The organism is Streptomyces rectiviolaceus (assembly GCF_039533825.1).
Classification (GTDB): Bacteria; Actinomycetota; Actinomycetes; order Streptomycetales; family Streptomycetaceae; genus Streptomyces; species Streptomyces rectiviolaceus.
On the sequence record NZ_BAAAUG010000059.1, the window covers coordinates 1 to 6,362 of the forward strand.

Here is a 6,362-nt window from a genome sequence, read left to right on the forward strand (position 1 = left end):
TGCCGCGCACGCCCGCCGCTGCGCACGCGGTCGGCGCGCCCTTCGCGGCGCGGGAGCCGCAACGGCTGCCGGATGCGCGGGAGTGGGCCGCGGAGGTGGCGGCCGGGATGGATGCCGGGGTGCGGGTGTCGCTGCGGCTCGACCTGCGGGCGCACGAGGTGTTCGACGGGGCCACGGACGACGTGCCCGACGCCGGGCCCGGTGATCAGGAGGGCGGCCCCCGTGATCAGGAGGGCGGCCCCCGTGAGAGCGTGGCGAGCCCGGCGGCGGCCGTCGTGCAGGTGCACAGCCTCGCCGACCCGACCCTCGTCGCGGACGCGGCCCAGCTCTGGTCCGGGGCTGCCGACCACTTCGGCCCGCGAGCCCGCGTCGACACGCTGCTCGCGGTGCGGCGCGCGGCCCGCGTATGGCCGCCGCTTACCCGACTCCTGGAACGCCCGCGCCCCGACGTACTGCCGCTGAGCGAGGGGGAGTTGTACGAACTCCTCGGCGCGGCGGCGACCAGGCTCGGTGCGGCGGGCGTGGCCGTGCACTGGCCCCGTGAGCTGACGCGCGGCCTGACGGCGACAGCCGTCGTGCGCCCCGCGCCCGGCACGGCGGCCGACAACTTCGACTTCTTCAAGACCGAGCAACTGCTGGAATTCCGCTGGCAGTTGGCGCTGGGTTCCGGCGACGGGGGCGATGGCGGCGACGGCGCGGGGGGACCCCTCACCGAGGCGGAGATGGACATCCTGGCGGAGGCGCACCGCCCGGTCGTACGCCTCCGTGACCAGTGGGTCCTGGTCGACCCCGAACTCGTACGCAAGGCGCGCAAGAGGGATCTGGGCCTCCTGGACCCGGTGGACGCGCTGTCCGTCGCGCTGACAGGGGCGGCGGAGGTGGAGGGTGAGCGGGTCGAGGCCGTCCCGATCGGCGCGCTGGCCGGGCTGCGGGAGCGCCTTACCGGCGACCTGCGCCCCGTCGCCCCGCCGCCCGCCCTTGCCGCCACCCTCCGCGACTACCAACTGCGGGGCCTGGCCTGGCTCGACCGGATGACGTCGCTGGGTCTCGGCGGCTGCCTCGCCGACGACATGGGCCTCGGCAAGACGGTCACCTTGATCGCCCTCCACCTGCACCGGGCCCGCCCGGAGCCGACGCTCGTGGTCTGCCCGGCGTCACTGCTCGGCAACTGGCAGCGGGAGATCGAGCGGTTCGCGCCGGGGGTGCCGGTACGCCGCTTCCACGGCACGGGCCGAAGCCTCGACGGCGACCTGAAGGGCGGCTTCGTCCTGACGACGTACGGAACGATGCGTACGAGTGCGCCCGAACTTGCGGGCCACGCCTGGGGGTTGGTGGTGGCGGACGAGGCGCAGCACGTCAAGAACCCGCACGCGGCGACGGCGAAGGCGCTGCGCACGATCCCCTCCTCGGCGCGAGTGGCCCTCACCGGCACCCCGGTCGAGAACAACCTCTCCGAACTCTGGGCCTTGCTGGACTGGACGACACCAGGCCTGCTCGGCCCGCTCAAGTCGTTCCGCGCACGCCACGCCCGCCTGGTGGAGGGCGGCGAGTTCGCCGAGAACGAAGAGGCGATGGCCCGCCTCGCCCGCCTGGTCCGCCCCTTCCTCCTGCGCCGCAAGAAGTCCGACCCGGGAATCGCCCCGGAACTGCCTCCTAAAACGGAGACGGACCACCCGGTAACGCTCACCCGCGAACAGGCATCGCTCTACGAAGCGGTCGTACGCGAGACACTCGCCCGCATCGAGGCGTCCGAGGGCATCGCGCGCAGGGGCCTGGTCATGAAGCTCCTCATGGCGCTGAAGCAGATCTGCAACCACCCGGCGCAATATTTGAAGGACGGCGAGATCGCGACACGAGCGGGCCGCTCGCGCTCAGGAAAACTGGAACTCCTGGACGAACTCCTCGACACGATCCTGGCGGAGGACGGCGCGGTCCTGATCTTCACGCAGTACGTGGAGATGGCGCGCCTCCTCGAATCGCACCTGTCGCGGCGCGGCATCGGCACCCAACTCCTGCACGGGGGCACGCCGGTTGCGCGAAGGGAGGAAATGGTGGACCGCTTCCAGTCGGGCGAAACCCCGGTGTTCCTGCTCTCCCTCAAGGCGGCGGGCACGGGCCTGAACCTCACCCGGGCGGGCCACGTCATCCACTACGACCGCTGGTGGAACCCCGCGGTCGAGGAACAGGCCACGGACCGCGCCTACCGCATCGGCCAGACCCAGCCGGTCCAGGTCCACCGCCTGATCGCGGAGGGCACGGTGGAGGACCGCATCGCCGAACTCATGGCAGCCAAACAGGCGTTGGCGGACGCGGTACTCGGCGGCGGCGAGGCGGCCCTGACGGAACTGTCGGATGCGGACCTCGCGGATCTGGTGTCGTTGCGGAGGGTGTCGTGAGGGGCGGGGGACGCGGCTCGGGTGGAGTCGCCCGCACCGGAATGACCCCCGCCGGCCGCGCCACGGGCGCAGGTCGTGTCTTCCCTCCGCTCCCTCAACACCCCGACCCCCAGGCCCCGTTCGCGACATCCTGGTGGGGCAACGCCTGGATCGGCGCGCTGGAGGGGACGTCGCTCGACGCGGGGCGTCTCGCGCGCGGGCGGGCCTATGCCCGTGAGGGTCACGTCGACACGATCACGGTCGCGCCGGGCCGCATCGTGGCGTACGTACACGGCAGTCGCCCCCGCCCCTACCGCGCCGAGATCCGCATGCGCACCCTCACGCCCGAGGACTGGGACAACTTCCTGGACGCGGTGGCCACAGAACCCGCGCACATCGCGGCGCTCCTCGACAAGGACATGCCGCACGCGCTGGTGGACGCGGCGGAACGAGCGGGGGTCCAACTCCTCCCGGGCCCCGGTGACTTGGTCCCGTCCTGCACCTGCCCGGACCACGGCCGCCCCTGCAAGCACGCGGCAGCGCTCACCTACCAGACGGCAAGGCTGCTGGACGCCGACCCCTTCGTACTCCTCCTCCTGCGAGGCGGAGACGAACAGGCGCTCCTGGACGAACTGGCCCAGCGCAACGCGCACCAGGCGGCCCGCGAGCAATCCGCCACCACGCCAGGCGCGACCGGCGAATCCCTCCCCGGCACCCTGGCCCGTGACGCCCTGGCCACGGACTACCGCCCGCCGCTCCCGGCCCCGCTCCCACCCCCCGCCCACCCGGGCGAACCCCCGCTCCTCCCCTCACTCCCCGGCGCCCCCAACCCCACATCCCTGGAGTTCCTGGCCACGGACACGGCGAACAGGGCCCACGCGTACTTGACCACGGGCACGGCCCCTTTCCCCACCGCCGACCCCTGGCACGACGCGGTACGCCTGGCCGCATCCCACCCAGGCCTAACGGGCCGCCGCAGCTTCAGCCGCCAATTCGCCGAACTGGCAAGGTCGGTGGACCACACCCCCACGGACCTCTCCCGCGCGGCAGCGGCCTGGCGCCAGGGCGGCGAGGAGGGCTTGTCGGTCCTGGAATCCCCCTGGGACCCCCCGGCGGGCCCCTTCGACCGAGCCCGAGGCGCCCTCATCACGGCAGACCTCCCCCGCATGACGATCCACCACAACCACCTCACCAACGCCTCAGGCTCCCTCCAACTCCGCTACGGCAGAGACGGCCGCTGGTACCCGTACCGAAGCGAGCCGGGGCGGGACGACTGGTGGCCGGAGGGGGAGGCGGATGCGGATCCGGTGGGGGCGGTCACGGGGATGATCGGGTCCTGACTGCTGGTCCTGACTGCTTCTTGACGTTCCCCCTTCGTCTCGTCACGCACGCAAGTGAGCGACCAGTTCGCCCCCGGCCGGGTAAGGGCGCTCCGCCGGAAGGAGGCTCTCGGCGGCTGCGAGGTCGTTCTCGCGTACGAGGTTGTGGATGGCCCGGGCCTGCTCGGTGACGTCCGTGATCGAGACCGTCCACTCGTCCGCGTAACGGCGCGCGGCGTCGCCCGCCAGGCCCAGCTGGAGGGAGCGGTGGGGGAGGGGGCTCAGGCGCAGGTCGCGTTCCGGGTCCCACTGGACCCGGGTCGGGGCTCGCCTCAAGTCCCGCTTCCAGGAAGCCTGGTCCGGGTGCACCCCGCGCGCGTAGTGCGACAGACACGCGTGGCGCAGGGCCCACTCGAAGCCCTCGCGGGTGATCTCCACCGCGAGGACGGTCTCCTGACCCTCCTTCGTGGCCCAGCCGCAGCGATACATCATCCACAGGAAGGACGGCTTGATCCACGTCATGCGGTCCCGCTTCCAGGCGGCGGGGAAGCGGCCGGTGCGGGCTGCGGGTTCGCCGATCTCGGGGGCGTACGCCTGGTAGACGGTGACGGTCGACTCCGTGTGCAGGGCGCGGATCTGGTGGGTGGGTGGTGCAGGTACAGGTGCGGGTGCGGTGGTGATGACCGTGTCGTCGGTTTCGTCGGTGTCGGTGCGGTTCATGGGTGTCAGCCTGCGGTCCGCGTGACCTCGTTCGCGAGTGAATTGTCGATGCGGGCCGAGCTCGGGGCCGGGGTGGAGCGGGGCCGTGGGTGGCGTGGACATCGAGTGGCCCTGCGATATCCGGTGGTCCGGCTCGGGGTGAGGGTGGTGGGATGGTGCTGATGAGTGCGAAGGGTTTCACCGATGCCGCTTTCCTCGCCCACGTCGCCGACCGCCTCGCCACCCTCCCCGGCGTCCGGGCCGTCACCCTCGGCGGCTCCCGCGCGCAGGGCACGCATACGCCTGACAGTGACTGGGACGTGGCGGTCTATTACCGGGGCGACTTCGATCCGGCGGAGCTCCGGGCCCTCGGCTGGGAGGGTGAGGTCTTCGGGGTGGGGGAGTGGGGCGGGGGTGTCTTCAACGGCGGAGCCTGGCTGACCGTCGACGGCCGTCGAGTGGACGTCCACTACCGCGACCTCGACGCCGTCGAGCACGAGCTGGCTCAGGCGCGGGCCGGGCGGTTCCGCTGGGAGCCGCTGATGTTCCATCTGGCCGGAATCCCCAGCTATTTGGTGGTCGCCGAGCTTGCCGTCAATCAAGTGCTGAAGGGTGAACTGCCGTGCCCCGCCTACCCGGAGGCACTGCGCAGGACCGCTCCGGAGATGTGGCTGGGCCGAGCAGGACTCACGCTTCAGTACGCTCGGTCCAACAACGTCCCACGTGGCCAGTACACAGAGGTCGCGGGCGCCATCGCCACCGCCGCCCTGCAGGCGGGCCACGCGGTGCTCGCGGCGCGGGGCGAGTGGGTGACGAACGAGAAGCGGCTGTTGGAGCGGGCCGGGCTGCGGGGGATCGACGGCATCCTGGCGGGGATGGGGCAGGGTCCGGAGCCCCTGGGCGCGGCGGTCGCCGAAGCGCGGGCGCTGTTGTTGCCACCCTTGCTGCCGCCTTCGCCGCCACCTACGTAGGGTTGAAGCCTACGTTCGTCGTCAGAAGACCTGCCGGAGCGGAGCGCCTAGCCCACCGGTCACGTCGTCGTCGGCGAGAACGGCGTCCGCGAAAACGTCACATTGCGGAAATACGCATGTCCCTTTCCCTCCAAGAACACCGCTTACGGTTGATCACAAGCCCAGGCCGAAGTCGTCCGGCGGCACGTACCCGTCCCGATGACGACAGGAACACGGTGAGCCCGGTGATCCCGCGCGCAACTTCCCTTCCGCCCTGGCTCGGCCATGCCCTGCGTACGCAGCGTGGGCCCGTGCCGTGGCATGCCGTTCTGCGGGGTGCGCTGGCCGCGGGGCCGTTGCTGTGCGCGGGCGTGGTCGCCGGGCGGGTCTCCGTGGGGGTGGTGGCCGCGCTCGGGGCCATGCTGGCCGGGATCAACGACCGGCCGGGGAGCCGGCGGGCGGCCGTGCGGCGGCTCGGGGTGCCCGCGCTCTCGGGGGCGGGTGGACTGGTCTTCGGGGCCTACGTCGGGGAATGGGCCGGGGGGTCCTATCTCCTGCCTCTGCTCTTCGCCGTGCTCGGGCTGTTCGCCGGTGCCTTCAGCGCTCTCGGGCCCGTCGCCTCGGCCGGTGGTACGCAGTTGCTCGTCGCCGCCGCCATCGGAGCCGGGATGCCCTTGCCCGAGCCCGGGTGGCAGCGGGCACTCTTCTTTCTCGCCGGGGCCGGGTGGCTGATCGTGCTGCGGCTCGTGTTGCCGTCGCCGTCTCCCGGCAAGGGGTGGCCCGGTGCCGCTTCGGGCGCGGGAGCCAGTCGGCCCTACAGAGCCAGTCGGCCCTACCGCCTCGACGGCGAACGCGCCGCCGTCAGCGCCGTCTACGAAGCCGTCGCCGCGCTCCTCGACTCCGCGGGCACCGCCCGCTCGGCCGCCCGCCGCGCCGCCCTCACCGCCGCGCTCGACCAGGCGCAGGACGCCTTCTCCGGGCCGCGCCTGCGACGGCACACCGGCTCAGCGGGCGAGCGG

Annotated in this window: 4 protein-coding genes and 1 pseudogene; 4 read left to right on the plus strand and 1 reads right to left on the minus strand. The window is 72.4% G+C overall.

The features are described 5' to 3' along the window. Together ABD378_RS17885 and ABD378_RS17890 are read left to right on the plus strand one after the other, a co-directional pair. Positions 1 to 2,396: DEAD/DEAH box helicase (locus ABD378_RS17885; RefSeq protein WP_344521927.1), on the plus strand; the 2,396-nt coding region annotated here is incomplete at its 5' end. 41 nt (positions 2,397 to 2,437) lie between these two features. After that, the gene (locus ABD378_RS17890) at positions 2,438 to 3,715 is read left to right on the plus strand and encodes an SWIM zinc finger family protein (protein ID WP_344521928.1); all 1,278 of its coding nucleotides are present in this window, start codon (positions 2,438 to 2,440) and stop codon (positions 3,713 to 3,715) included. A 42-nt stretch (positions 3,716 to 3,757) separates the two neighbouring features. Here ABD378_RS17890 and ABD378_RS17895 read toward each other — a convergent pair whose 3' ends face one another. Beyond that, positions 3,758 to 4,414, minus strand: a complete 657-nt coding sequence (locus ABD378_RS17895) for a DUF4291 domain-containing protein (RefSeq protein ID WP_344521929.1) — start codon at positions 4,412 to 4,414, stop codon at positions 3,758 to 3,760. Between the two features lie 161 nt (positions 4,415 to 4,575). Between ABD378_RS17895 and ABD378_RS17900 the strand changes: the two genes are divergently transcribed. Together ABD378_RS17900 and ABD378_RS17905 are read left to right on the plus strand one after the other, a co-directional pair. Further along, complete coding sequence (locus ABD378_RS17900) at positions 4,576 to 5,364, plus strand: nucleotidyltransferase domain-containing protein (RefSeq protein ID WP_344521930.1); 789 nt, start codon at positions 4,576 to 4,578, stop codon at positions 5,362 to 5,364. Between the two features lie 224 nt (positions 5,365 to 5,588). Then, positions 5,589 to 6,362: pseudogene (locus tag ABD378_RS17905) on the plus strand (FUSC family protein); the annotation flags it as partial.

Coding starts and splice junctions, on each gene's coding strand:
- ABD378_RS17890 (WP_344521928.1), top strand. CDS start 2,438: ATGACCCCCGCCGGCCGCGCCACGGGCGCAGGTCGTGTCTTCCCTCCG.
- ABD378_RS17895 (WP_344521929.1), bottom strand. CDS start 4,414: ATGAACCGCACCGACACCGACGAAACCGACGACACGGTCATCACCACC.
- ABD378_RS17900 (WP_344521930.1), top strand. CDS start 4,576: ATGAGTGCGAAGGGTTTCACCGATGCCGCTTTCCTCGCCCACGTCGCC.